We start from the raw sequence: 24,192 nt of genomic DNA on the forward strand, positions 1-24,192 counted from the left end.
AATTCCTATATCTCCGTGGCACATATGGGGAATGGAGCATGGTCGGCAAAAACCATTATCAGCTTTTCGAAACCGCGGCTGGTGTTGCCGCGATCGGCTGGAACGGCACCGGCATCACAGGTCTGGGCCTGCCGGCGCCGACCGCGTATGAAGCAGAGCGCGCCATATCGCGCCGCCTGGCTGGCGCGGTGCGTGCGCAACCGCCGGCTGATGTTCAGGCGGTCATCGACGCGGCCATATGCTATTTCGCGGGAGAGCGCGTCGACTTCTCGGCGGTGTCGATCGATCTGGGCGAGCAGGATCCCTTCTTCGCACGGGTTTACGATCAGGTGCGCCAGCTCGGTTGGGGCGAGACAACCACCTACGGCGCGATCGCGCACATGCTCGGGGCCGGGCCTGAATCTGCGCGCGACGTCGGGCAGGCCATGGCGACGAATCCGATCCCGCTGATCATCCCTTGCCATCGCGTCACTGCCGCTGGCGGCAAGATTGGCGGCTTTTCTGCGCCGGGGGGTGCCGCGTCGAAGGCGCGGATGCTCGAGCTCGAAGGCGTGGCGGCCGGCGCGCCCGCCCGGAACCAGGCGCAGCAAGGGTTCGACTTCTAGGTAGTTCATCCGCCGACCTGCCTGTCAGTCGGCTTGCGCCTCGACGGGTTTGGCAATGCCGGCCGGGACTGCCGGATCGGCTTTGACGGACGGCTTCGGTATCGGTCGGGAAATGATGGCCACAAATCACGCGGCTCAGTGCATATCCTCTGCCTCGGCATGATCGCGTACGCGACGAGGAAAAAGGACAGCGGCGCCCGGGGTCCAGCCGGTCTTTAGCGGGTTCCATACGACGCCGCCATGTTCTGTGAAACTATAGGCATGAGCCTCTAGATGCACGACCAGATGCGAGGGACACCAAAATATTCGGCTGCTTCCGGCGATGGCTTCGCCCCTCACCGAGCCGAACATTCGGGACCGCGTGAAATCCAGCGAAGGCAGCTCGAATTGAGCCGCAGGGCATCCAGACAGGCTTTCACGACGAACGGCTCGTCGCATGGCGGGCTTTGCGCGAAGCATTTGTTAACCGGGCTCAATCAGGATCGTGAAGTTGCAAGAAGCGAGGGGGCACAATCGCGGCGTTGGCCGTGCGACTGGAGAGTCGAGTGCTTGAGAATCAGAAATTTCGCCGGGCACCGGTAACGGGCCCCATGGGCGAGGATTTGACGCTGGGTAGCCTGCCACCGGCAGGCACGACGCGTTGGGTGAGCCGCCGCAAGGCGCAGGTCGTCGCGGCGGTCGACGGCGGTCTGCTGACCCCCGATGAAGCCTGCCGGCGATACCGTATGAGCCATGAGGAACTGGCGACCTGGCAGCGTCTGTTTGAACGGGTCGGGGTGCCGGGATTGCGGGTCACGCGCATCCAGCACTACCGTGAACGGTTCATGGACTGAAATCGGCCCCGCGCCTCTTCACACTGAATAGCGGAATCGATTTTTGGATGACGCGAGCAGCTGGCTTCTGCTCGCGTCGCCCCCTTATGCCGTCCGGCGTATCCTCGTCACGGGTGGTCCGATCAGGACTCCTGAAGCCGCCTCAGTGCTTCTAACCGGTTAAACGGGGCGGCTGAGGATGCAGGAGTGCCAATGTGAACGCCGTTTCGACGCCCGATGGCGGCCGCCCTATCGCCCACGACTTCCCACGGAACGAGGTTGCGGTCACGCCGGGCGATGCGGCGCTGGGCCTTCAGCTTTGCCGCGCCAGCATCATGTCGCTGATGCGGCTGCAGCTTGCGTTCGAGCGCCGCGACCGAATGGGTGCCATGGAAGCGATCGACCGCCTTCATGCGCTCGATACCGAAGTCGAGCGGATCATGGCCGATCTGCCCGGCGGGGAGGATGATCCGCGGCGACATGTGGTCAATCGAATCCTTCGCGAGGAGAAGATGGCGGTAGCGTTCGAGAAACTTGCTCTTGCAAGCGGCACCGACGGGCCGGACTTGGCCTCGCCGCCGCCCTTTTCGGGGCAATGGGGTAATCCACCGGGTGACGTCGGCGGCCTCGATCTCAAGATCGGCCCGCCGACCGGCGCGCGGCTGTTTTCGGCAGCCCGCGCTTACGGCCCACGCGCGGCCTTGCTGCTGGTTATCGCAGCAGGAACGGTGGCCATTGCGATGATGGCATTATGATCACGATAGGGCTCGCAAGTATATTTGCAGGCGGTGGCAGGGGGTGCGGGATAGACGCGTCTTCATTCGGGCCTTGACCCTGTACCTGCTACAGGGTGCAAAGCGTGGTCCGACCCGACTCGGTTCGGGAAGGAAAGATGATGCGAGGCCTGCGGCGCGCGAGCGCGGTACGAGCGACAAGATTGCCGCCCAACGGGGTTCATGATAGGCGCCGCGCCATGTCGGCTTTTCTCGCCCGTCTCATTCTTGCCGTCTCGCTGCTGTTCGGCAGCGTGATGGTGCCGGCTATGGCGGGCGAAGAAGCCGGGCATTCGATGGAAATCGTCGATGCCGACTGCGACATTCTCGGCGCTTCGGGCGATGCGGATGAAAAATCGCCGGACGGCGCGCCGGCGCTGCATATCGATCATCATCATTGCTCGGCGTGCGCCGAGCTGAACGGCCGCGTACAGGCGACCGGCATGCCCGGTTCAAACGGCTTGTTCTTCCGCGGACCTGCGACCGTCCTCGCTTCCCACGCAACGGCGCCGCCCACACAGCCTCCCGCCGCCTGATCACTGCTTCGCGCAGGCATTTGCCTGCGTCGTCACGCATTGATCAGGAGCATTTATGTTGAAATCATTGGGCGCCCTGCTGCTTGCAGGGTTGCTGACCATGGCGGGTCGCCCGGCGTATGCCGAGCCCGTCACGCTGTCCGACGCGCTGGCGCGCGGGCAGGACTTATCGCCACGCATCGCCAAGGCGCGTGCGGATGTGAAGGCGGCCGAAGGCCGCGCGATCCAGGCGGGCGTCCGGCCCAACCCGGATGTGTCGGTGGAGATCGAAAACTTCAGCGGTACCGGGCCCTATCGGACCTTTCGCCGGACCGAGACCACGGTCGCGCTGTCGCAGCAGTTCGAGCTGGGCGGCAAGCGACAAGCGCGCAAGGCGGTGGCTTCCGCCGAGGTCGAATATGCGCGGCTCGCGCTGCGGTGCGCGCAGGCCGATCTCGCTTATGAAATTGCCGTCACGCATGCCGACCTTCGCGTGGCCGAAGACCGGTCCGCGTTGGTGCGGGGCGTTGCTGCGCGGGCGAAAGAGCTGGCGCGGATCGCCGAAACGCTGGTCGATGTGGGCCGCGATCCGCCGCTGACCAAATTGCGCGCCGATGCGCTGCTGGCCGAAGCCAATGCCGACGATTTGCTTGCGACAGGGCGGCTGCTGTCGGCGCGGCAACGGCTGGCCCTGCTGATCGGCAGCGAGGACCCCGAGCTGTCGTCGCTGGCGCAGGAGATGCCCATGCCCGCGCGCTTGGCGGCGGATGCGCAAGGCCTGGACGAGCAGCTCGCAGCTGCCGAGCGCGAGGCGGCCTCGGCCCGCGTCCGTCTCGCGCAGGCGGAGGGCGTGCCCGACGTGACCGCCTCTGGCGGCGTACGAAACTTCCGCGAGGGTGGCGAAACGGCCTTTGTCGTCGGCGTATCCATCCTGCTGCCGTTCCATAACCGCAACCGCGGGAATATCGCGGCGGCGCAGGCATCGGGCGAGGCGGCCGAAGCACAGCTGGCGCAGGCCCGCCTCGACACGCAGTTTACGCGCCGCGATGCCGAACTGATGCTGACGGCGGCCAACGAGCGCCTCGCCATGCTGTCGGGAGCCGGCCTCGGGCAAGCCACCGAAGCCGCGCGCGTCGCCGAGGTCGGATACCAGCAGGGCAAGTTCACGCTCATCGAGCTGATCGATGCCCAGGCGGCGCTGACCAGTGCCCATCTCAAACGCATCGAAGCCGAGTTCGATCGCGCCCGCGCGCTTGCCGCGCTGGGCCGCGCGAATGCGCAATAAGGGACTGACATCATGCAAATATTCGAAAACAAAAACCGCCTGATGGCCGCCGTTGCCGTCGGAGCGATCCTTCTCGGCGGCGGCATATGGATCGGTCGCGCGATGACCACGCCTTTGGCTGCCGCACCCGCGGCAGCACCCGCCGGGGAGGAAGAGGAAGGCCATGTCGAGGGCCTGATCCCGATGGACGAGGCACGTGCGAGCGGCGCCGGCATCGTCACCGAGACGGTCGGGGCCGGAGGCCTCGGATCCGAGATATTGGCGCAAGGGGTCGTGACGTCGACGCCCGAGGGTGAGGCCGTCCTGACGGCGCGCGCCGACGGTGCGATTATCCGCATCGACCGCCGCCTCGGCGACGCGGTTCGCGCGGGTGATGCCGTCGCGGTCATCGAAAGCCGCGACGCGACCGCCATCGCATCCGAGCGGAGTGCCGCGACGGCCCGGCTGGCGCTCGCGCGGTCGACCTATTCCCGCGAGAAGAAGCTGTTCGACGCCCGTATCACGGCCCGGCAGGACCTCGAGGCTGCTGCGGCGGCGCTCGCCGAGGCCGAGGCCGAAGCGCGTCGGTCGCAGTCGGCTGCAGCGGCCGCCAAGGTGTCGCGTGATGGCCGCACCCTCGCTGTGACGAGCCTGATTTCTGGACGGGTCACCAAATCGGATGCCAAGCTCGGATCCTATGTGCTCGCCGGGACCGAATTGTTCCGCGTCTCCGATCCCGGCCGTATCCAGATCAACGCGTCGGTGCTCGCCGCCGATGCGCGGCGGATAAACGCCGGCGATACGGCGATCATCGAGCTGCCCGGCGGCGAAACCGCGAACGCGACAGTCCGTTCGGCAACTCCCGGCCTCGATCCCGAAAGCAAGGCGGCGACGATCATTCTCGTGCCCGGGGGCATTGGCGGGCTGACGCCGGGACAAGGCTTGCGAGTGCGGATCAAGCCGCGCGGCAGCGCCGGTTCCCGCTTGATCGCCTTGCCCGAAGAGGCGGTACAGACCGTCGAGGGGCGCGACGTTGTGTTCGTCAAGACCACCAGGGGCTTTCAGGCGACCACGGTGGTCACCGGCAAGCGCGGTGGCGGCCGCATCGAGATTGTCGATGGCGTGAAATCCGGCGCGGTGATCGCGACGCGGGGTGCCTTCCTGCTCAAAGCCGAAATCGGCAAGGGCGAGGCGGAGCATTGAGATGATCGAAAAACTTCTCGATGCGTCGATACGCTTTCGCTGGGCCGTGGTCCTCATCACCCTCATCGTCTCGGCCTATGGCCTGACACAATTGCTCAAGCTGCCGATCGATGCCGTCCCCGACATCACCAACAAGCAGGTGCAGATCAACACCGTCGAACCCAATCTGGGGCCACTCGACATCGAACGCCTCGTCACCTTTCCCATCGAAACCGCGATGGCGGGAATTCCGGGGCTGCAAAGCTCGCGCTCGATTTCGCGCAACGGGTTCAGCCAGGTCACGGTGATTTTCGAGGATCGCACCGATCTCTATTTCGCGCGCCAGCAGGTCGCCGAACGGCTGGGTCAGGCCAAGGGTACCCTACCCGAAGGCGCCGAACCGCAAATGGGGCCGGTGTCGACCGGGCTTGGCGAAGTGCTGATGTACACCGTCGATTTCGATCGCAGCGCGAACAAGGCGAGTGTTGCGGGCAAGCAGGGGTTTCAGCCCGACGGCTCGTATAGGACCCCATCGGGCGAAATCCTGACCGATGACGTCGCCAAGCTCGGCTATCTGCGCTCCGTCCAGGACTGGGTGATCCGCCCGCAACTGCGGTCGGTACCGGGCGTGGCGGGCATCGATTCGATCGGCGGTTATGAAAAGCAGTTCGTCGTCCAGCCCGACGCGACCAAATTGGCGAGTTACGGCATTAGCTTTTCCGAACTCGCCGAAGCGCTGGAGCGCGCCAATATCTCGGTCGGCGCCAATTTTGTCGAACGCGGCGGCGAGGCGTTCCTCGTGCGCGCCGACGGCCGCATTCGCACGCTCGACGAGATCGGCCGCGCGGCAGTGGCGCGCCGCGGCGGTGTGCCCGTGCCGGTGCGCGATGTCGCGACGGTGCAGATCGGGGGCGAACTCAGAACCGGATCGGCATCCGAAAATGGCAGGGAGCTCGTCGTCGGCACGGTGCTCATGCTGGCCGACGGCAACAGCCGCCTTGTCGCCTCGGCCGCGGCCGAGCGGTTGAAAGAGGTCGCGAAGTCGATGCCCCCGGGCATTGTCGTCAAGCCGGTGCTCGACCGCTCGCAGCTGGTCGACGCCACGATCGGCACGGTCGAGAAGAATCTGGCCGAGGGCGCGCTGCTCGTCGCGGCGGTGCTGTTCTGGCTGCTCGGCAATTTCCGGGCCGCGGTCATCGCCACGCTGGTGATCCCGATCTCGTTCCTGATCATGGGGACGGGGATGAATATCACCGGCACATCGGGCAATTTGATGAGCCTCGGTGCGCTCGATTTCGGGCTGATCGTCGACGGCTCGATCATCATCATCGAAAATTGCCTGCGAAGGCTGGCCGAACGGCAACATCGTGAAGGGCGATTGCTGACGCTGACCGAGCGATTGCACGAGGTGTTCGAGGCGTCGCGTGAAATGGTCAAGCCGACGATCTATGGACAGGCGATCATCTTCCTCGTCTTCGTGCCGCTGCTGACCTTCACGGGGGTCGAAGGCAAGACCTTCTCGCCGATGGCGATCACCGTGTTGCTGGCGCTGGGCGGCGCGTTCATCGCATCGCTGACCTTCGTACCCGCGATGGTGGCTTTGCTGATCCGCGGCGAAGTGGCCGAAAAGGAAGTGAAGGCGGTGGCGTGGATCAAGCAGCGCTACGCGCCCGTCCTCGATCGCGTCATTGCGCGGCCGTGGCCATGGATCGGCGCGGGGGGCGGTACATTTGCGGCCGCCGCTCTGGTCTTTACCATGCTCGGCAGCGAGTTCATTCCGGTGCTGGGGGAAGGCAATCTCGCTATGCAGGCGCTGCGCATCCCCTCGACCTCGCTTGCGACGTCGCAGGCGATGCAGCTCAAGGTCGAGAAGGCGGTGTCTTCGCTGCCCGAGGTCGCCTTCATCTATTCGAAGACGGGCACGGCCGAGGTCGCGAGCGATCCGATGCCGCCGAACGCATCGGACACCTTCATCATCCTGAAACCGCGCGACGCGTGGCCGGAGGGTGTCCGGACCAAGGATGATGTGATCGCGCGGGTCGAGCAAAAACTCGCGCCACTGGTCGGCAATGCGTTCGAGATCAGCCAGCCGATTCAGTTGCGTTTCAACGAGCTGATCGCCGGGGTGCGCGGCGATATTGCGATCAAGCTCTATGGCGACGATCTCGATGAAATGGGCCGGGCAGCGCAAGAAGTCGCCGCGATCCTTGGGACGGTTCCGGGGGCGGCGGACGTCAAGGTCGAGCAGACGGCGGGATTTCCTGTCCTCGACGTCCAGTTCGACCGCGATGCCATCGCGCGTTATGGCCTGACGCTTCGGGATGTCAGCGATACCGTCGCGGCGGCGCTCGGCGGGCGTGAAGCGGGCGCCGTATTCGAAGGCGACCGACGATACGACATCGTCGTCAGGCTCGACGGCCGGGCGCGCGACGATCTCGATGCCGTGGGCGCGCTGCCGGTGCTTCTACCCGGCGAGGGCGGCGCGCGCGCATCGGTGCCGCTCAGTGAGCTTGCCAGATTCAGCTTCTCGGAAGGGCTGAACCAGGTCAGCCGCGAGAACGGCAAGCGCCGTGTCGTCGTCCAGGCCAATGTTCGCGGCAACGACCTCGGCTCGTTCGTCGCCGAAGCGCAGGAGAAGGTCAAAGCGCAGGTGGAATTGCCCCCCGGCAGCTTCATCGAATGGGGCGGGCAGTTCGAGAATTTGCAAGCCGCCTCGGCCAGGTTGTCGATTGTGATCCCGATCATCTTCGCGGCGATCTTTGGCATCCTCTTCCTGGCGCTCGGCGGCGTGCGGCAAGCGGTCGCGGTCTATTCGGCGATTCCACTGGCGCTGGCGGGCGGCGTGTTCGCGCTTCTGCTCACTGGCCTGCCTTTCTCGGTATCGGCGGCGGTCGGCTTCATCGTGTTGTCGGGCGTCACCGTGCTCAACGGGCTGGTGGTGATGTCGAGCATCAACCAGCGCATCGAGGAAGGGAAACCCGTCGATGTCGCGATCGGCGAGGGGACGATGGAACGCGTCCGCGCGGTGCTGATGACCGGCATCGTTCCCGCGATCGGCTTCGTGCCGATGGCGCTCGCCACCGGAACCGGCGCCGAGGTGCAAAAGCCGCTCGCCATCGTCGTGATCGGCGGGTTGATCACCTCCACCTTGCTGACGCTGTTCGTCCTGCCCGCGATCAGCCATTTGCTGCTGCGCGGTCGGCATGAAAAGCATGTGGCGGGGGACTATACCGACGTCACGACGCTGGGCGAGCGGGTGTTCGTCAGGGATGGCGGCGGAAAACCGGCGGACGAAGCGATGTCCTAGCCGTAACCGCAGAGGCTGCGAGCGTGGGCGAGTTCATGCTCGCGGCTTCCGCGGTTGGCGGAACCGGCGACATCCTCGCGGTCCGCCACCGCTCGCTGACTTCGACGCTGTCGAAGATATGGCGCCCTTGGGTGATGAGCACCGCACCCAGGCTTGCGCACAGAAAGCCGGCGGCAGCCAGAAGCAGAGCCCCGGCCCCGGGGTCGGCGTGGATCCTCGAGAGGTGGAGCGCGGCGAGTTCGCGGAAGGCAAGCCAGGCGAGGCCGCATAGCGCCGCGCCGCCCAGCCGCAATCCGATGTCGGTCCTTCTGTCGTGATACCAGTCGCGCATGCCACATTCCTTGATGTAGCAATCCATCTATAGGCGGCCGCATAGGGTTTCGAGATCGAATCCGGCGATCGGCATAGTCTTGGCATAATGTCCCGGCCGTCCGTCCTGTTTGTCCGTCGGTTCAGCTGTCGCCGAGCAGCCGGTAACCGACGCCAAGTTCGTTCGCGATCACGCTGCCCACCGCGCCGGGCTCTTCGACCTTTTGCCGCAGGTTGCGGATGACGATGCGGAGATATTCGACCGGCGCGTCTTCGCTGCCATGCCAGGCGGCGGCGAGGATGCGCTGGTGCGTCACCACGCGCCCGACATTGGCGGCGAGCAGCGCGAGCACATCATGTTCCTTGCGTGTCAGATGCGCCTCGACGCCGCCCCGCCGCGCGATACGCTGGTCGAGGTCGACCTCAAGATCGCCCTTGCGGAAAATCTTGGGCGCGGTTTCGGATACGCCATGATGGCGCAGGGCGACGCGCAGGCGCGCCAGCAATTCCTCGCCATCGAACGGCTTGGTCACATAGTCCGCGGCGCCAAGATCGAGCGCCGCGACCTTCTGGTCGGTCGCATCGCGCGCCGAAACGACGAGGATGACGGTGTCGCCTTCCTTCTTGAGCAGCGGAACGAGTTCGAGCCCGTCGCGGTCGGGAAGGCCGAGATCGAGCAGCACCGCGTTGGGCTTTTCTATCGCCGCCATGGCGAGCGCACTTCGTCCATCCACCGCCTCGACGACCTGGTGGCCGGCGCGTTCGAGCGTGTTGCGCAGCAGCCGCCGGATCGACTGTTCATCGTCGACGACAAGAATTTTGGCGGACATCAGAGTTCACTTTCTGGGGAGCTGTTGCGCACGATGAGCGGCGAAGGAAAGCAAAGGCTGAAGCGCGCGCCGGTCCGGTCGGTCCGGTTTGCGGCTTCGACCGTCATTCCCATGGCTTCCGAAAAGGCCTTCACGATGGCGAGGCCCAATCCGGTGCCGCCGACGGCCCGATCGGAGCCCTCGAAGCGGCGGAAGGTCTCGAACACCTCGGCCTCGCGGCCCGGCGGCAGGCCGGGCCCTTCGTCGATGACCGAGAGTTTGAGCATGCCGAAGCTGTGCGCCGCTTCGATGATGATCGGCGAGCCCGGATCGGCATAGCGGCCGGCATTGTCGAGCAGGTTCAAAAGGCAGTGATGCAGAAGCTGCTGGTCGACCTTGACCAGCGGCATAGCCGGCGGGACGGCGAGCTGGATGGCATGGCCTTCGAGCGAACGCCGGGCGTCGTGCGCCGCGCCCGCGACGGCATCGGTGAGGTCGACCGCCTCGACCTTCAGGTTAAGCGCTCCGGCTTCGACGCGCGCCATGTCGAGCAGGTTGGCGACAAAGCGGTTCAGCCGCGCCGCCTCGGCCTCGATCGTCGCGATGAGGTCGGGGGTTACCCCGTGATGCAGCTCGGCCGCCGCCGCCATCACCGCGGTCAGCGGCGTCCGAAGGTCATGGCTGACCGAAGAGAGGAGGGCGGCGCGCAACCGGTCGCGCGTGCGCACGACATCGACATCGCGCATTTCCTCTTCGAGCCGTAGCCGCTCGAGCGCAAGCGCGGCTTGGTCGACGAGGCTGGTCAGCAGCGGCAGCTGGTCGGGGCGTAGCGGATCCTCGCCATTTTCCTTCGCCAGCCCAAGCACGCCCTGGACGTTCTCGCCGGCGCGCAGCGGCTGGAAATACCAGTCGGACGCGGCGAGCGTGCCCGATCCTTTTCCGGTCGGCGTCCCGTTGTCATAGGCCCATTGCGCCGCGGCGAGCTCCATCGTTTCGAGGCGGAATTGCAGATCGCTGGCGGCCTGGATCACCAGACCCGTCCCGCCGCTCGGCACCAACAGGACAGTCCGCAAATCGAACAGGCGCGCGACATCCTCGCAAATCGCCCGGGCGAGCTCGACCGGATCGCCAAGCGGGGTCAGACGGCGAAGGAAACCGGCGAGCGCCGCGTTGGCGCGGGCGCTCGCGGCCGCCATATCGGCTTGCGCGCGCACCCGCGACGTGAGCTGGCTGGTGACGATCGCGACCCCCAGCAGGACGAGGATCGAGATGACATTTTCGGGATTGTTGACGGTCAGCGTACCCGTCGGGGGCAAGAAGAAGAAATTATAGGCGAGGCTCGAGGCGAGGCCGGCAAACAGCCCGGTGCGCAGCCCGAACAGCGTCGCCGCCACCATGACCGGCAACAGGTAGAGCAGCGCGACATTGCCCAGATCGAGAATATGAAACAGCGCGCTCGCGGCCGCTGTGACACCGGCGACCATCGCGGTCGTCCACAGATAGCCGCGCCGCGATCCCCACGGCCCGCGGGGGATGCGAAAACCGCGGGGCTGGGCAGGGGAGGCGTCGAGCGGAAGGACATGCACGGCAACGTCGGGCGTCTCGCGCACAAGCCGATCGACGACCGAGCCATGACGCAATTCGAACATGCGCGAGCGATGCGATTTACCGACGATGAGCTGGGTTGCGCGCGCATCCTTCAGATAGGCCTTGATCCCGTCGACGATCGATATGGCGGGGACGGTCGCGACGCTGCCGCCGAGCCGGGTCGTGAGGTTCATGACCGCGGCAAGCTGCCGATGTTCGGCTTCGCCAAACGACTGGGCGCGCTGGGTCTCGATATAAACGGCGGTCCAGGGCGCGTGCAGCGCATCGGCGCTCCGTTTGGCGGCGCGTACCAGCCCGTCGGCGCCGGGCAGCTCGTTGATCGCGACGACAATCCGTTCGCCGCCCGCCCAGGTGCCGCCGACGCCGAGCGCGCGGACATGATCGAGCATCTGGGCATCGACCGCCTGCGCCGCGCGGCGCAGCGCCAGTTCGCGGAGCGCCGACAGGTTCGATTTCGAGAAGAAGTGCGACAGCGCGCGCGTCGCTTCCTGTGGCAGATAGACCTTGCCGGCCTTCAGCCGCTCGATCAGCTCGTCGGGCGGGATGTCGACGACCTCGATCTCGGCGGTTTCGAGGATGCTGTCGGGCACGGTCTCACGGACACGCACCCGCGTGAAGGACGCGACGACGTCGTTCAGGCTCTCGATATGCTGGATGTTGAGCGTCGAATAGACATCGATACCGGCACCGAGCAGTTCCTCGACATCCTGATAGCGTTTGGGATGCCGGCTTCCCGGCGCATTGGTGTGGGCGAGTTCGTCGACCAGCACGAGGCGCGGCGCGCGTTCGAGGATCGCGTCGAGATCCATTTCGCTGAGCGTGCGGCCCTCATAGGGAATGGCGCGGCGCGGCATCACCTCATGGCCGCGAACGAGCGCCTCGGTTTCGGCGCGGCCGTGGGTTTCGACGACGCCGATCACCACGTCCACCCCGTCGCGTGCCCGCGCCGCGCCGTCGGTCAGCATCTCATAGGTCTTGCCGACACCCGGCGCCGCACCCAGAAAAATCTTGAGACGTCCCCGGCTCTCCTGCGACGCTTGCCGCAGGAGAGCGTCTGGATCGGGGCGATCTGGCTCGCCCGCCCTCACCGATCCCGGCCGGCCCCGAGGCGATCGAGCGCCTGGTTGATGGCGAGGACGTTGACGCGTTCCTCACCCAGGATGCCGAGCAGAGGATGCTTGGTCTGCTCGGCCACGAGCGCGCGCACGCGGTTTTCGGGCAGTCCGCGCACCTTGGCAATGCGCGGGGCCTGCGCCAGCGCCGCTGCGGGCGAGAGGTCCGGATCGAGCCCCGAACCGCTGGCGGTCACCAGATCGGCAGGCACTGCGCCGGTCAGGCCTTCGGCCTGCCGCTTTTCGACGTCGGCTTTGACGCGATCGGTCAGCGCCTGCGCCGTCGGGCCGAGGTTGGAACCCGAGGAAGCGAGCCCGTCATAGCCGTCGCCGGCGGCCGACGGCCGGGTCTGGAAATAACCGTCGGAGGTAAAGGCTTGGCCGACGACGGCCGAGCCGATGACCTTGCCGGCCTGGTCGCGGATCAGGCTGCCATTGGCCTGGCTGGGGAATATCGCCTGTCCGATGCCGGTCATCGCCAGAGGATAGCCGATGCCGAGCAGGATGGCGAACAGGATCGTCATGACGATCGCGGGTCGCAGCGCGGATGTGAAGTCGTTGCCCATGCTATGCTCCCTTAGGCCAGACCGAGGCCGCCAACGGCCAGGTCGATGAGTTTGATGCCGACGAACGGCGCGACGAGGCCGCCAAGCCCATAGACGGCAAGGTTGCGGGCGAGCAGCGGGCCGGCCCCCATCGGCTTGTAGGCGACGCCCCTAAGCGCGAGCGGCACCAGCAGCGGGATGATCAGCGCGTTGAAGATGATCGCCGACAGGATCGCGCTTTCGGGGCTCCCCAGCCCCATGACGTTGAGCACGCCCAGTCCTGGATAGAGCACGACAAACATCGCGGGAATGATCGCGAAATATTTGGCGACGTCGTTCGCGACCGAGAAGGTGGTGAGCGCGCCGCGGGTCATCAGCAATTGCTTGCCGAGGCCGACGACCTCGATCAGCTTGGTCGGATCGCTGTCGAGATCGACCATATTGCCCGCCTCGCGCGCCGCCTGCGTGCCCGTGTTCATCGCGACGCCGACGTCGGCTTGCGCAAGGGCAGGGGCGTCGTTGGTGCCGTCGCCGCACATCGCGACAAGACGCCCGCCTTGCTGTTCCTTGCGGATCAGCTCGAGCTTGTCCTCGGGCGTCGCCTGCGCGAGGAAATCGTCGACGCCTGCTTCTGCAGCAATCGCGGCGGCGGTCAGCGGGTTGTCGCCGGTGATCATCACCGTGCGGATGCCCATCTGGCGCAGCTCGCCGAAACGCTCGCGAATGCCCGCCTTGACGATGTCCTTGAGGAAGATCGCGCCGAGCAGCTTGCCGTCGACGGCGACCGCGAGCGGGGTGCCGCCCCCGCGCGCGATCTCGTCGGTGATACGGCGGAGTTCGGTGGCGGTCGCGGTCTCTTCGGCGCCCGGATTGGCCTTGAAGACCGAATCGACGGCGCCCTTCTGGATGACCGACGTGCCGATCTGGACCCCCGAGATGCGCGTCTGCGCGGTAAAGGGGATGACTTCGGCACCCGCTGGCAGTGCCTGTGTGGAGATTTGGAAGCGTTCGCGCGCGAGGGCCACGATCGAGCGACCCTCGGGCGTTTCGTCGGCGAGGCTGGCGAGCAGCGCCGCCTCGGCAAGTTCGCCGACCTGCACGCCGCCGACGGGGCGGAATTCGCTGGCCTGCCGATCGCCGATCGTGATCGTGCCCGTCTTGTCGAGCAGCAGCACATCGACGTCGCCCGCCGCTTCGACCGCGCGGCCCGATTTGGCGAGGACGTTGAAGCGCACCAGCCGGTCCATGCCCGCGATGCCGATCGCCGAGAGCAGCGCCGCGATCGTCGTCGGGATCAGCGTGATGAGAAGCGCGGCGAGGATGCTCACCGGGATCGCGCCGCCCGCATAGGTGGCAAAGCCCGGAATCGTGCCGACCGCGATCAGGAAGATGATCGTCAGGCCGACGAGCAGGAGGGTGAGGGCGATCTCGTTCGGCGTTTTCTGCCGCTCGGCGCCTTCGACCAGCGCGATCATCCGGTCGAGGAAGCCCTGACCCGGACCCACCGTCACCCGCACGCGGATTTCGTCGGAGATGACGCGCGTGCCCGCGGTGACGGCGGAGCGGTCGCCGCCCGCCTCGCGGATCACCGGCGCGCTTTCGCCGGTGATCGCCGCCTCGTTGACCGACGCCACGCCCAGGACGACTTCGCCGTCAGAGGGAATGAGGTCGCCGGTTTCGACGAGGACGATGTCCCCGACCTTGAGCGCGCTCGCCGGGACATTTTCGACCTGGCGCCCGTCGCCGCCCTTGAGGCGCTTGGCGGTCAGTTCGGCCTTGGTGGCGCGTAGCGAGGCCGCCTGCGCCTTGCCGCGGCCTTCGGCGAGTGCCTCGGCAAAGGTGCCGAACAGCACCGTCAGCCAGAGCCAGATCACCAGCTGGAGCTTGAAGCCGGTCGCAAGCCCGTCCTGCCCGACGACGAGCAGCACGGTGAGCAGCGTGGCCACGACCGCGGTCGTGAACATCACCGGGTTGCGGATCAGCTCCTTGGGATTGAGTTTGCGAAAGGCGTCGCCGATCGCCGGAACGATCAGGTCGGCCGTGAACAGAGATTTTGTGTTTGCGCGTGCCATGTCGGCTCCCCGCTTAGAAGGTTTGGCCGCGGATCATCGCGAGATGATCGGCGATGGGACCGAGCGCGAGGCTCGGCAGGAACGTAAGGCCGCCGAGGATCAGGATGATCCCGACCAACAGGCCGACCCACAGGCCGCCGGTGGTCGGAAAGGATCCGGTGCTCTCGGGGGTGTATTTCTTCGCCGCTAGGCTGCCGGCGATCGCCAGCATGGGCACGATGATGAAGAAGCGGCCGAGCCACATCGCCACACCGAGCAAGCCATTATACCAGGGTGTGTTGGCCGTAAGACCGGCAAAGGCCGACCCATTGTTCGCAACCGCCGAGGTGAAGGCGTAGAGGATTTCCGAGAAGCCGTGCGGTCCCTTGTTGAGCGGCCCGGCCAGTCCCGCTTCGGCCACCGACGAGAGTGCGGTGAGGCCGAGGATGGTGAGCGGCAGGATGGCGATCGCCAGCACCGCGAGCTTCACTTCCCGCGCCTCGATCTTCTTGCCGACATATTCGGGGGTCCGACCGACCATCAGCCCGGCGACGAACACCGCGAGGATGGCGAACAGCAGGAAACCATAAATGCCCGCGCCGACGCCGCCGATGACGACCTCACCCAACTGCATGTTGAACAGCGGGATCATGCCGCCGAGCGCCGTGAAGCTGTCGTGCATCGCATTGACCGCGCCGCACGATGCCGCGGTGGTAACGACCGAGAAGAGCGCCGATGCGGCGATGCCGAAGCGGACCTCCTTGCCCTCCATATTGCCGCCCGCGACACCGAGTTGATGCAGGATCGGGTTGCCCGCGGCTTCCTGCCAATAGGTGATGCTGACCCCGGCGACGAACAGGATGATCATCGCCGACAGGATCGCCCAGCCTTGCCGCGTATTGCCGACCGCCTTGCCGAAGGTCCAGGTCAGGCCGAAGCCGATGACGAAGATCGACAGCATCTGCACAAGGTTGGTCAACGCATTGGGGTTTTCGAACGGGTGTGCGCTGTTGGCGTTGAAGAAGCCGCCACCGTTGGTGCCGAGCATCTTGATTGCTTCCTGGCTGGCCACCGGGCCGAGCAGGAGCGACTGTTTGGCGCCTTCGAGCGTCGAGACGTCGACCACACCCGCGAGCGTCTGCGGCACGCCGTTGGCGATATAGAAAATCGTCAGCAGGACGCAGAGCGGCAGCAGCAGGTAGAGCGTCACCCGTGTCGCATCGGCCCAGAAATTGCCGATCGTCGCCGCCGAGCGCCGGGCAAAGCCGCGGAACAGTGCAAAGGCGAGCGCGATGCCCGTCGCCGCCGACAGGAAGTTGTGGATCGTCAGCCCCAGCATCTGGCTGAGGTTCGACATCGTCGATTCGCCGCCATAGCTTTGCCAGTTGGTGTTGGTCGTAAAGCTGACCGCGGTGTTGAATGACAGATGCTCGCCGACCCCGGCAAGTCCTTGCGGGTTGCCGGGAAGCACACCCTGGAGGCGCAGGACGGCATAGGTGAACAGCAGGAGCATGAAGTTGAAGATCAGCATGTGCACCGCATAACGGCGCCAGCTTTGCTCGGCATTGGGCTCGATGCCCGCGAGCTTGTAGAAGCCGGTCTCGACGGGACCGAGCACCGTATGAAGCGGTGTTCGGCGCCCTTCGTACAGCGCGAAAAGCCACATGCCGACCGGTTTGGTCAGCGCGAGCAGGATGCCGATGAAGGCGAGGATGAGGATCCATCCCTGGATGGTCATGACGACGCTCCTTTCTAGAAGCGTTCGGGGCGGATCAGAACCGCCACGAGATAGAGGAGAAGACCGAGCGCGGTGAGCGCGGCGAGCCAGAGGTCGATGGTCATCGCGTCACCTCACGCATTGTCGCACAGGCGGACATAGGCGAGCGTTGCCGCCAGCAGTCCGGCCAGTATCGCGATCCAGAGCAGATCCTGCATCTTCGTTCCTTTCTAGAAGGCTGCGGCGAGTGACACGACGACCGCCTCGTCGGCAATCGATCCGGTGCCGTCCTGGCCCTTGCTGAAGCCGGGTTGGAGATAGGCCGAGTCGCTGGCGGAAATGTCGGTGTCGACATAGCTGAGGTTCAGCGTCAGATTGCGCCACGTCGCGTCGGCGCCGAGCGACCAGTCCCAATAGCTGCCCGTGGGCGTGACGCTCGTGGCATTGGGGCCAAGGCCATCGTTGCCCGCGCTATGCCCGATATGCGCCTTCGCCGTGATCGGTGTTCCCGCGATAGCCACAGCCGCATCTCCCCAAAGGTAGAGATTGTCTTCCTTGTCGCCGGGATCGTTGTAGACGCCCGCCACCGCATCGGCACCCGTATAATACCAGCGGCCGAGCGCCTGCTGTTTCGGGGCATAGGCGGCGCCCGCGGTCAGCGTCGCGGGGCCGGTCGTGCCGGTGAGCTTGACATAGGGTTCGGCAAAATCGCTTTTGTCGGCACCGCCCGGATACATGTACCAGGTCAGCCCGGTATCGAGCGTGACGTTGTCCGAAAGCTGCGCCTTGTAACCCGCGATCAAGTCGAGTTCCATGTTCGCGCCGCCGAAGGTGCCCCAGGCGGAGAGGTTCGCCGCCCAGGCGCCGGCATAGAAACCGCTCTCGTGCGAGATCGTAATGCCGCCCTGGACGGCCATATTCTCGTCGGTCTGTGAAACGCCGCGGAAGCGGTAGTCGGAAGTCAGGGTCGCCGAACCGTTGACGACGACCGCGGGCTTTGCCTCGGGTGCGTCGGTCTCGGATTGGGCATAGGCTGGCACCGCGGCGAAACCCGTGAGGCCGATGATCGGGAAGAGTATCGATTTGTGCATAGGTCCCCCATTCGCGATTCCGCCACCGCCAATCGGTGGGGAATGCGAATCATGAGGACGCCCAATTAGGTGGGCTCAGCGTATCAATTCGAGAGCGAATTCGGCATTCGGCATATGTTTTTCATATGCAGGCACGATTTCGCGCCAACCCGGAAAGCCTCAGCGCAGCGCGGCGGTGACGATGACCTCGACCTTGTAAGCAGGGGTCGCGAGCCGCACTTCGCCGGTCGCGCGCGTCGGGGCATTGACGCCGCCGATCCATTCTTCCCACACCATATTCATCGCCGCGAAATCGGCCATGTCGGCGAGCCAGACGGTGGCGGTGAGTAACCGCGACCGGTCGGTGCCGGCTTCGGCCAGCAGCGTGTCGATCGAGGCGAGTACGGCGCGGGTCTGCGCGGTCGCATCTTCGTCGGGCGCGCCGACCTGCCCCGCAAGATACACGATCCCGCCATGGATCACCGCCTGGCTCATGCGTGGGCCCGAATGCAGGCGTTCGATGCTCATATCTGTCTCCTTCTTGTGTTTGTCCCGGGAGAGGGGCTGCCCGCTTTCGCGCGCGATGCCCGATTAGGCAAACCCATATAGGAAAAAAGTGGCGGCCATATTTTGCGGTCGCAATATCGCGGGCGATATGGTCATGGAGGCGATGCGTTTGGCGCGCGCCGATGGCGCGTATCGACCGGATCGAAAGGTATTGATCGGATGACTTCCCTGCCCGAACAGGCGCGGCTGCGCGTTGTCGACATGCACACCGCGGGCGAACCCGTCCGGATCATCGAAGAGGGCTATCCCGAACTCGAAGGCGCCACGATCCTCGCGCGGCGGCGCGATGCCCTGGCGCGGTTCGACCATCTGCGGCGCATGGCGATGCTCGAACCGCGCGGCCATGCGGGCATGTACGGCGTCATCCCGACCACACCGAGCGATCCCGCCGCCGACCTCGCGGTGCTGTTCACGCATCAGGAAGGCTATAGCACCATGTGCGGTCATGCGACGATCGCCATCGGGCGCTGGGCGGTCGACAGCGGGCGGGTGGCGATGACGGATGGGCGCGCGACCTTCGGGCTTGAGGCGCCGTGCGGCGTGGTGCAGGTCGAGGTCGAAGCGGACGGCGGCACGTCGCCACTGGTCTCGTTCATCAGCGTCGAATCCTTTGCGAGCCACCGCGACCGGCATATCGACGTGCCGGGGTGGGGCCCGATCGCCTATGACATCGCCTTTGGCGGCGCCTATTATGTCATCCTGCCCGCGTCGCGGTTCGGGCTGTCGCTCGCCGACACGCCGGTCGCCGAGCTGGTCGCGGCGGGCGTCGCGATCACCGACGCCGTTCGCGCCGCGGTGCCGATCGCGCATCCGACCGAACCCGACCTCGGCTTTTTATACGGCGCCATCCTGACCGACGACGTCGCGCTCGGGATGGGCGTCAGTTCGAACCTCTGCATCTTTGCCGAAGGGCAGATCGACCGCTCGCCCACCGGCAGCGGAGTCACCGCGCGCATCGCGCTTGCCGCCGCGCGCGGCGAGGTCGAGGTCGGGCAATCGTGCGAGGTACGCGGGATTTCGGGCGAAGCCTTCACCGGCACGCTGTGGAGCGTGCACGGTGCGGGCGGCCAGCTCGTGTCGCGCGTCAAGGTCGCGGGGCGCGCCTATTATGCCGGGCGTGCGGAGTTTGTCGCCGAACCGGGCGATCCCTTCGCGCACGGTTTTGAACTGCCCACGCGTTTCGGCGATGTCGCCGCACGGTAAAAATTGCCCGCGAGTTTTCAGCCGCGCGGCTTGACGGTCACCCAAACATGCACCGTCGCCGCGAATTTACCCGGTGCCGGCTTGCCGACGTCGATCCGCTCGGCGGTGACCAGTTCGCCGGTCGCGAGGTTGAAGCTGGCCCAGGGCTTCGGCATGCGGCCGAAGCTCATCGTCTGGATCGGCTGGCCGGTGGCGGTGTTCATGATCGTTGCGTTGATACCCATCGCGCGCCGGTAGCGGCGGCCCGCCGATTCTGTCCAGCGCGAAGACGGCTATCCGCATCGCTTCCAGCCGGCACCGCGCACCGCGCGCCCCGGTGTGGTGCCGCGATGTTCGCCGTCCTGCAGCACCGCGACGCCGTTGACGAAGACGTCGCGCATGCCGACCGAATATTGGTGCGGCTTCTCGAAGGTCGACCGGTCGCCGATCGTCGCGGGATCGAAGACGACGACATCGGCGTAATAGCCGGGCTTCAGCGCGCCGCGATCCGCGATGCCCAGATTGGTCGCGGGAAGGGTGGTGAGCCGGTACACCGCCTGCTCGAGCGAGATCAGCTTCTCGTCGCGGACATAGCGGCCGAGCAGGCGCGCGAAATTGCCATAGCTGCGCGGGTGGGCGCCCGATTTCAGGAAGACGCCCTCGGTTGCTTGCGATGCGGCGTCGGATCCGAAGCTCATCCACGGCAGCTTGACCTGCGCGCGGACATTATCCTCCGACATCAGGAAATAGACGGTGCCGACGCGCGAGCCATCCTCGACGACGAGGTCCATCGCGGTTTCCTCGGCGCTCTTGCCGCGCAGCTTGGCGACTTCGGCGAGGGTCTTGCCGGTCAGCGGCTTCAGCTTCTCATTCTTGAACCCGACGAGGATCATCTTGTCGGCGCCCGCGCCGAGGTAAAGATTTTCCCAGTCGCTGCCGGGCTTCTGCATTTCGGCGGCGACGCGCGCGCGGGTCGCGGGGTCCTTCAGCCGCTTGATCCATTCCTCCAGCCCGCCGGCCTGCACCCAGGTCGGCATCGCGGCGTCGAGCCCGGTCGCCCCGGCGGTATAGGTGTACATGTCGGTCGTGATCCGCTGGCCCGCGGCGCGCGCGGCCTCGATCTTGCCGACGACGGCGGGGAGTTTGCCCCAATTGCTCCGCCCCGCCATCTTGAGATGATAGATTTCGGCTGGCGCGCCCGAGCGCCGCGATATTTCGATCAACTCGTCGACCGCTTGCTCGATCCGGTCGCCCTCGGAACGCATGTGGCTGATATACATGCCGCCGCATTTCGCGGCCTCGCTGGTCAACGCGACGAGCTCGTCGGTCTCGGCATAGGAGCCGGGCGCATAGATGAGCGAGCTGCCGACGCCGAGCGCGCCCTCGTTCATCGCCTGCCGGACGAGCGCGCGCATCCGCATGAGCTGTTCGGCGTCGGGATCGACATCGCCTTCGCCCAGTTCATGCACGCGCACCGTCGCCGCGCCGACAAAGCTTGCAACATTGGTCGAAATCCCGCGTTTCTCCAGATACGCCAGATAGTTGCCGAGGCTCGTCCATTCGACCGGATATTTGATATCGCCCTGGCGCTCGACCTCCTGCGCCTTCATCGTGGCATTGAGCGGCCCCATCGACCAGCCTTCGCCCATCACCTCGAGCGTGACACCCTGCCTTATGTCGCTCTGGCTCCTCGGGTCGGCGATCAGCGATTCGGTCGCCCAGCTCAGCATGTTGATGAAGCCCGGGGCGACCGCCATCCCGCGCGCCGACATTTCGGTGCGCCCCTTGCCGTCGACTTTGCCCACCGCGACGATGCGGTCGCCCTTGATCGCGATATCGCCGGTGACCGGCGGCTTGCCCGACCCGTCGTATAGCGTGCCGCCGCGGATCACGATGTCATAGCCGGGCGCGGCGGGCTTTGCGGCGACGGAGGCCGAAAGCAGCACCGAGCTGCACAGCAGCATCACGGAAGGGGCGAAGGGCCGGTGCGCTGTCATCCAAATTCTCCGGGAAAAGGCGGTTAGCCGTGCAGGCTCATGAGTGAGTCCATCAGCCCGTCGTCGGCGCTTGAGCAGACGCCGAGCACCAGCGCCTCCTCAAATCCCGCGGCGACGACATAGGCGTGGCCCATCGACGAATCGAGATAGATGCCCTGTCCGGTCTTGAGTGACACCGGGTCGTAGAATTCGGTGTGGATCTCGATCGCGCCCTCGAGGACATAGATGAATTCCTCGCCCTGGTGCCGCACCAGCTCGCCGAATTCGCTCGCGCTGTGGGCGCGAATCCGGGTGATGATCGGGATCATCCGCTTTTGCCGCAGGTCGGTGCAGAGATAATGATAGTCGTAATTGTCGGTCGTGACGCGCACCGCCTGATCGATGGTCCCGATGCTCCGCCGCCCCGTCACGCGCGGCGCACCATTCTCCTCATCCTCGGCGAACAGGTCCGACATGCGGATGCTGAGACGCTGGCTGAGCTGTTGCAATTTGTCATAACTCAGCGTCAGGCGGTCGTGCTCGACCTTCGACAGCGTCGAAACCGGGATGCCCGATTTCGCGCTCATCTCCTTGAGTGTCCAGCCGTTTCGCGAGCGAATGCCCTTCATCACGGTGCCGAGCGTGGGCGGGGTTGAACGATCCGCCATCAGTTTTTCCATTCCATATTTGACAATTTTCCAATCAGGATCATTATGTCCCTATCGGGCTAATAGTTATCAGCCCTTGGTAAGGGGTCGCGCGACTTGCCGCAAGGCTTGACCGTCGCGCCAGAGAAAAGGGGAAAGCGATGCGTTTCATCCGTAAGGCGATGATCGGGCTGGCGGCTCTTGCCGCGCTGCCGCTGGCGGCGCAGGGGCCGGTGCCGGCTCCGGCCGCGAAAAAGGTCGAAGCTGCTGCAATGCCGGCGGCAAAGGCGCCCGCAGCGCCCGTCGCGCTCGATGCCAAGGATCTCGAAGCATGGCTCGACGGTTACCTGCCTTATGCGCTCGAACGCGCGCGTATCCCGGGCGCGGTCGTCGTTGTCGTTCGCGGCAATCAGGTCGTGCTCGAAAAGGGTTATGGCTTTTCCGACGTCGCGAAGCGCGCGCCCGTCCTGCCCGAGACCACGCTTTTCCGTCCGGGATCGGTGTCGAAACTCCTCACCTGGACCGCGGTGATGCAGCAGGTCGAAGCGGGCAAGATCGACCTCGACAAGGACATCAACGCCTATCTCGATTTCAAGATTCCGCCCTTTGAAGGCAAGCCGGTCACGATGCGTAACATCATGACGCACACCGCCGGTTTCCAGGAATCGATACGTCACCTGATCAGCAGCGATCCCAAGGCCGTCATGACGCTCAAGAAGCAGATGCCGCTGGCGCTGCCCGACCGCGTGTTCGCGCCCGGGACGACCCCCGCCTATTCCAACTATGCGACCGCGCTCGCGGGTTATATCGTCGAGCGGGTCAGCGGCGAGCCGTTCGACAATTATATCGAAAATCATATCTTCACGCCGCTCGGCATGACGCATTCGACGTTCCGCCAGCCGCTTCCGGCGCGGCTCGCGCCGCACATGTCGAAGGGCTATCCCGACGTCACGCAGAAACCCAAGCCGTTCGAGATTATCGTTCCCGCGCCCGCAGGCAGCCTGTCGGCGAGCGGTTCCGACATGGGCAAGTTCATGATCGCGCACCTGGGTGACGGTGCGGGGCTGATGAAGCCCGAAACCGCGAAACAGATGCACGACTTCAAAGCCCCCGGCGTCGGTCCGCTCAACAGCATGGCGCTTGGTTTTTACGAACAATGGGTCAACGGCCACCGCGCGATCGCGCATGGCGGCGACACCGTGTGGTTCCACTCCTATCTTTGGTTGTTCCCCGATGCCGACATCGGCGTCTACATCTCGATGAACAGCGCCGGCAAAGCGGGCGACGCGGGCGCGGTGCGTAGCGCCTTGTTCCACAAATTCGCCGACCGCTACCTGCCCGGCGCCGAAAAGCCTGGCACCGTTGATGCCAAGACCGCCGCCGCGCATGCGCAGATGATGGCCGGCAATTATGTCAGCAGCCGCGGCAGCTTCACCAATTTCGCGAGCCTGTTCGGCCTGCTCGGACAGGCGACGATCTCGCTGACCGAGGATGGCAAGATCACGCTGCCGGCGCTCGACGGCCTTGGCGCCGGCGCGCGCGACTGGGTCGAGGTCGAGCCCTTTGTGTGGCGCGACACGGGCACGGGCGAACGGCTTGCCGCCGAAGTGAAGGACGGCCGGGTCGTTCGCTGGAGCATCGATGCCGGTTCGCCTTTCATGGTGTTCGAGCCTGCCCCGGCGAGCGTCAATGCCGCGTGGCTCAATCCGGCGCTGATCTTCGCCTTCGCGATCATCCTGCTCGCGGCGCTGGCGTGGCCGGTGCGCGCGCTGGTGCGGCGCAGCTTCAAGGCCGAATTCGCGCTCGAGGGCAAGGCGCGGCGTGCCTACCGCCTGTCGCGCATCTTCGCCTGGGCAGCGATTGCGGCGCTGGCCGGCTGGATCGGCCTGATCGCCGCCTTCTCGGCCGATATTGGCAGCCTCGGCGGTCCGCTCGACTGGTTGATCCAGCTGCTGCGCATCCTGACCCCGGTCGCGGCCTTCGGCCTGCTCGCCACGGCTGGCTGGCACCTGTGGCTCAGCATCAAGGGCAAGCGCCGCTGGACGATGAAGCTCGGCGCGGTGCTGCTGATCCTTGCCGCTGCGGTGCTCGTCTGGGTGACGCTCGCCTTCCATCTCTACGGCTTCGGGATGGTCTATTGA

At 65.6% G+C, this 24,192-nt stretch carries 21 protein-coding genes; 9 read left to right on the forward strand and 12 right to left on the reverse strand.

From position 1 onward, the window contains the following. Nucleotides 1-38: 38 nt before the first annotated feature. The 7 genes from V6M50_RS16520 to V6M50_RS16550 all read left to right on the forward strand — a co-directional run bounded on the left by V6M50_RS16520 (nt 39) and on the right by V6M50_RS16550 (nt 8,458). Nucleotides 39-605 carry a methylated-DNA--[protein]-cysteine S-methyltransferase gene (locus V6M50_RS16520; protein WP_332819673.1) on the forward strand — a complete coding sequence of 189 codons (567 nt, stop codon included), beginning with the start codon at nt 39-41 and terminating at the stop codon, nt 603-605. Between the two features lie 545 nt (nt 606-1,150). Continuing rightward, on the forward strand, nt 1,151-1,438 hold the full coding sequence (gene sciP / locus V6M50_RS16525) for a CtrA inhibitor SciP (protein WP_332819674.1): 288 nt from the start codon (nt 1,151-1,153) through the stop codon (nt 1,436-1,438). A gap of 314 nt (nt 1,439-1,752) precedes the next feature. Beyond that, nucleotides 1,753-2,172, forward strand: a complete 420-nt coding sequence (locus V6M50_RS16530) for a hypothetical protein (RefSeq protein WP_332819675.1) — start codon at nt 1,753-1,755, stop codon at nt 2,170-2,172. A 218-nt stretch (nt 2,173-2,390) separates the two neighbouring features. Then, complete coding sequence (locus V6M50_RS16535) at nt 2,391-2,726, forward strand: hypothetical protein (RefSeq protein WP_332819676.1); 336 nt, start codon at nt 2,391-2,393, stop codon at nt 2,724-2,726. 67 nt (nt 2,727-2,793) lie between these two features. Next, nucleotides 2,794-3,990, forward strand: a complete 1,197-nt coding sequence (locus V6M50_RS16540; protein WP_332819677.1) for a TolC family protein — start codon at nt 2,794-2,796, stop codon at nt 3,988-3,990. Between the two features lie 12 nt (nt 3,991-4,002). Next, the gene (locus V6M50_RS16545; RefSeq protein ID WP_332819678.1) at nt 4,003-5,172 is read left to right on the forward strand and encodes an efflux RND transporter periplasmic adaptor subunit; all 1,170 of its coding nucleotides are present in this window, start codon (nt 4,003-4,005) and stop codon (nt 5,170-5,172) included. Nucleotide 5,173: 1 nt separating this feature from the next. Further along, the gene (locus V6M50_RS16550; RefSeq protein ID WP_332819679.1) at nt 5,174-8,458 is read left to right on the forward strand and encodes an efflux RND transporter permease subunit; all 3,285 of its coding nucleotides are present in this window, start codon (nt 5,174-5,176) and stop codon (nt 8,456-8,458) included. Here V6M50_RS16550 and V6M50_RS16555 read toward each other — a convergent pair. The 9 genes from V6M50_RS16555 to V6M50_RS16595 all read right to left on the reverse strand — a co-directional run bounded on the left by V6M50_RS16555 (nt 8,415) and on the right by V6M50_RS16595 (nt 18,207). Continuing rightward, nucleotides 8,415-8,789 carry a hypothetical protein gene (locus V6M50_RS16555; RefSeq protein ID WP_332819680.1) on the reverse strand — a complete coding sequence of 125 codons (375 nt, stop codon included), beginning with the start codon at nt 8,787-8,789 and terminating at the stop codon, nt 8,415-8,417. The genes V6M50_RS16550 and V6M50_RS16555 overlap by 44 nt on opposite strands. A gap of 121 nt (nt 8,790-8,910) precedes the next feature. After that, nucleotides 8,911-9,597 (reverse strand): response regulator transcription factor, encoded by a 687-nt coding sequence (locus V6M50_RS16560; RefSeq protein WP_332819681.1) that lies wholly within the window; start codon nt 9,595-9,597, stop codon nt 8,911-8,913. Next, a complete protein-coding gene (locus V6M50_RS16565; RefSeq protein ID WP_332819682.1) occupies nt 9,597-12,272 on the reverse strand; it encodes a sensor histidine kinase KdpD in 2,676 nt (891 codons plus the stop codon). Before V6M50_RS16565 ends, V6M50_RS16560 begins: the two co-directional genes overlap by 1 nt. Continuing rightward, nucleotides 12,269-12,862 (reverse strand): potassium-transporting ATPase subunit KdpC, encoded by a 594-nt coding sequence (gene kdpC, locus V6M50_RS16570; RefSeq protein ID WP_332819683.1) that lies wholly within the window; start codon nt 12,860-12,862, stop codon nt 12,269-12,271. Before kdpC ends, V6M50_RS16565 begins: the two co-directional genes overlap by 4 nt. Nucleotides 12,863-12,873: 11 nt before the next feature. After that, nucleotides 12,874-14,913, reverse strand: coding sequence for a potassium-transporting ATPase subunit KdpB (kdpB, locus tag V6M50_RS16575; RefSeq protein ID WP_332819684.1), 2,040 nt, complete (start codon nt 14,911-14,913; stop codon nt 12,874-12,876). 13 nt (nt 14,914-14,926) lie between these two features. After that, nucleotides 14,927-16,630, reverse strand: coding sequence for a potassium-transporting ATPase subunit KdpA (gene kdpA / locus V6M50_RS16580; protein WP_332819685.1), 1,704 nt, complete (start codon nt 16,628-16,630; stop codon nt 14,927-14,929). A 14-nt stretch (nt 16,631-16,644) separates the two neighbouring features. After that, nucleotides 16,645-16,734, reverse strand: a complete 90-nt coding sequence (gene kdpF / locus V6M50_RS16585; RefSeq protein WP_066860912.1) for a K(+)-transporting ATPase subunit F — start codon at nt 16,732-16,734, stop codon at nt 16,645-16,647. A 105-nt stretch (nt 16,735-16,839) separates the two neighbouring features. Next, entirely contained in the window at nt 16,840-17,700 is an 861-nt protein-coding gene (locus V6M50_RS16590; RefSeq protein ID WP_332819686.1) for a TorF family putative porin, read from the reverse strand. 159 nt (nt 17,701-17,859) lie between these two features. After that, nucleotides 17,860-18,207, reverse strand: a complete 348-nt coding sequence (locus V6M50_RS16595) for a RidA family protein (protein WP_332819687.1) — start codon at nt 18,205-18,207, stop codon at nt 17,860-17,862. 198 nt (nt 18,208-18,405) lie between these two features. On the opposite strand from V6M50_RS16595, the gene V6M50_RS16600 reads away from it, so the two are divergent. Then, complete coding sequence (locus V6M50_RS16600) at nt 18,406-19,449, forward strand: proline racemase family protein (RefSeq protein WP_332819688.1); 1,044 nt, start codon at nt 18,406-18,408, stop codon at nt 19,447-19,449. Between the two features lie 17 nt (nt 19,450-19,466). Here V6M50_RS16600 and V6M50_RS16605 read toward each other — a convergent pair whose 3' ends face one another. Genes V6M50_RS16605 through V6M50_RS16615 form a run of 3 tightly spaced genes read right to left on the reverse strand, consistent with a single transcriptional unit; the run spans nt 19,467 to nt 22,072 of the window. Further along, nucleotides 19,467-19,673 (reverse strand): hypothetical protein, encoded by a 207-nt coding sequence (locus V6M50_RS16605; RefSeq protein ID WP_332819689.1) that lies wholly within the window; start codon nt 19,671-19,673, stop codon nt 19,467-19,469. Between the two features lie 48 nt (nt 19,674-19,721). Then, a complete protein-coding gene (locus V6M50_RS16610) occupies nt 19,722-21,392 on the reverse strand; it encodes an N-acyl-D-amino-acid deacylase family protein (RefSeq protein WP_332819711.1) in 1,671 nt (556 codons plus the stop codon). A 56-nt stretch (nt 21,393-21,448) separates the two neighbouring features. After that, a complete protein-coding gene (locus V6M50_RS16615) occupies nt 21,449-22,072 on the reverse strand; it encodes a helix-turn-helix domain-containing protein (RefSeq protein WP_332819690.1) in 624 nt (207 codons plus the stop codon). A 140-nt stretch (nt 22,073-22,212) separates the two neighbouring features. Here V6M50_RS16615 and V6M50_RS16620 point away from each other — a divergent pair, with 140 nt between their 5' ends. After that, nucleotides 22,213-24,192, forward strand: coding sequence for a serine hydrolase domain-containing protein (locus V6M50_RS16620; RefSeq protein ID WP_332819691.1), 1,980 nt, complete (start codon nt 22,213-22,215; stop codon nt 24,190-24,192).

It is taken from the genome of Sphingopyxis sp. (genome assembly GCF_036675685.1).
Taxonomy (GTDB): Bacteria; Pseudomonadota; Alphaproteobacteria; order Sphingomonadales; family Sphingomonadaceae; genus Sphingopyxis.